Source organism: Planktotalea sp., assembly GCF_049680325.1.
In the GTDB taxonomy this organism is placed as follows: domain Bacteria; phylum Pseudomonadota; class Alphaproteobacteria; order Rhodobacterales; family Rhodobacteraceae; genus Planktotalea.
Genome location: NZ_JBAUHO010000156.1, coordinates 1 through 1,888 on the forward strand (window position 1 = coordinate 1; position 1,888 = coordinate 1,888).

At 56.7% G+C, this 1,888-nt stretch carries 2 protein-coding genes; one reads left to right on the forward strand and one right to left on the reverse strand.

Annotated elements, in window-relative coordinates:
• The first annotated feature begins 169 nt into the window (after positions 1-169).
• Complete coding sequence (locus tag WBC85_RS07280; RefSeq protein WP_424434575.1) at positions 170-1,519, forward strand: IS1380 family transposase; 1,350 nt, start codon at positions 170-172, stop codon at positions 1,517-1,519.
• Between the two features lie 8 nt (positions 1,520-1,527).
• Here WBC85_RS07280 and WBC85_RS07285 read toward each other — a convergent pair whose 3' ends face one another.
• A complete protein-coding gene (locus WBC85_RS07285; RefSeq protein WP_424434578.1) occupies positions 1,528-1,665 on the reverse strand; it encodes a hypothetical protein in 138 nt (45 codons plus the stop codon).
• Positions 1,666-1,888 lie beyond the last annotated feature (223 nt).

Sequence of the window (1,888 nt, forward strand, 5' to 3'; positions counted from 1 at the left end):
GGCCGAAACCGACGCGTCATGAATAATCCGGGTTAATGGGTTGAACGATACCGCCGAGCCAGCGCACCATTTAAACCCGCATTTCCCAAGTAACTTGACGATTTCGCGCTTCTGATATCCGATAACGTGTTATATTTCAGCATGTTAGTTGGGTTGAAGGCGGCAGGTAATGGATCACCCTGAGGGTGCAGACAAAACGGGTGATATCAGGCTTGGTTTTGACCGACGGGTGCGGCTGGAATTCCATGGTTCCAAGATCAGTTCTGACGGCGGTCTGCTGTTGTTCCGAGAACTCGATGAAGTCCTCGGCCTGCACGACATTGCTGGCGGATTGTTGAGAGATACGCGCACTGGCCATAATCGTCTGCACTCGCTGGTTGGTCTGTTGCGCCAGTCAGTCTTCGGGCGGCTGGCCGGATATGAGGACGTAAATGATGCGGATCGTCTGGCGCTTGATCCGGTGATGCGGCAGGTGGTTGGCGGGCGGGCTGTGGATGCCAAGGCCGCTTCTGCAAGCCAGATGGGACGGTTCGAGACCGAGGTGCTGGCGACGACTGATAATCGCACAGCACTGGCTGATATGTCAGGACAATGGATTGACCGGGTTCACGAGCGCAAGCCGCCGAAGTGGATCACGCTGGACATGGACAGTTCCGTCAGCCCAACCCACGGCGCGCAAGAGGGCACCGCCTGGAACGGTCATTTTGGCTGTATGTGTTATCATCCACTGTTCGTGTTCAACCAATTCGGGCACCTCGAACGTTGCGCCCTGCGTCCCGGCAATGTGCATAGTGCGGGTGATTGGCAGACCGTTCTGAAGCCGGTCATCGCGCGATATGCAGACGGTCACCTGATGCGGTTCTTTCGGGCCGATTCCGCCTTCGCAATCCCGGAGCTATACAAAACTCTGGAAACAGCGGGCTATTTCTACGCCATCCGGCTTCGCGCCAATCGTGTCCTTCAGGGCAGGATTACGCATCTGCTCAAGCGCCCAGTCGGACGCCCACCAAAAGGCGTGAAGCGCGTCTACGGCGACTTTGAGTATCAGGCGGTGTCATGGGACAAGCCTCGCCGTGTTGTCGCCAAGGTCGAGTGGCATCCCGGCGAGTTGTTCCCGCGCGTCGGCTTTGTTGTGACCAACCTACCCATGGAGCCGGATTGGATCATCCGCTTCTACAATCAGCGCGGCACCGCAGAACAACATATCAAGGAGGGCAAGCACGCAATCAACTGGACGCGGTTGTCCTGCAAGGGCAAGGCGCAGAACGAGGTCCGCCTTCAGCTGCACGCACTGGCCTACAATCTCGGTGCCTTCCTGCAAGGCACTGATCTGCCTGAGGAGATGGCTGACTGGTCGCTGACCAGCCTGCAAACCCGTCTAATCAAGATTGGTACCCGAGTTGTTAGACACGCCCGCGCCATTACCTTCCAACTCGCTGAGGTTGCCGTCAGCGGTGACCTTTTCCGGCGCATACTGACGGCGATCCACGGGCTCCGCGCGCCACCGGCTTCAACATGACGGTATTATCAGCCAAAACCGAACGAACGCGGCTTCACAGGTCCGACCAAATGGGTGTCGACCAGACCGAACGCCGGGCCAAACCGGCCTTCAAGACCAGAAATCGCGCTCAGATCGCGCAGGATGCTTGGGCAAGGAACCAGCATGCCAAAGAGGGTTGATCGAGACGCAAAACAGCGCCAACATGCACGAGAAGGCATTCTACTTGGGGAATGTCGGTTAAAAACCCCCTCTGAGAGCTAAAATCTCTTTTGGACCAAAGGTAAATCTTAGCCCTTCGGGGAGGTTTTTTAACCATTTGGAAACCAAGAACCTGTATGAGTTTGCCTGCGGTCCGCGTCGTGGTGACAAAGATCGTCCATTTGGAAG

Excerpts from the sequence above, each read along its gene's own strand:
- WBC85_RS07280 (WP_424434575.1), top strand. The coding sequence starts at position 170 with ATGGATCACCCTGAGGGTGCAGACAAAACGGGTGATATCAGGCTTGGT.
- WBC85_RS07285 (WP_424434578.1), bottom strand. The coding sequence starts at position 1,665 with ATGCTGGTTCCTTGCCCAAGCATCCTGCGCGATCTGAGCGCGATTTCT.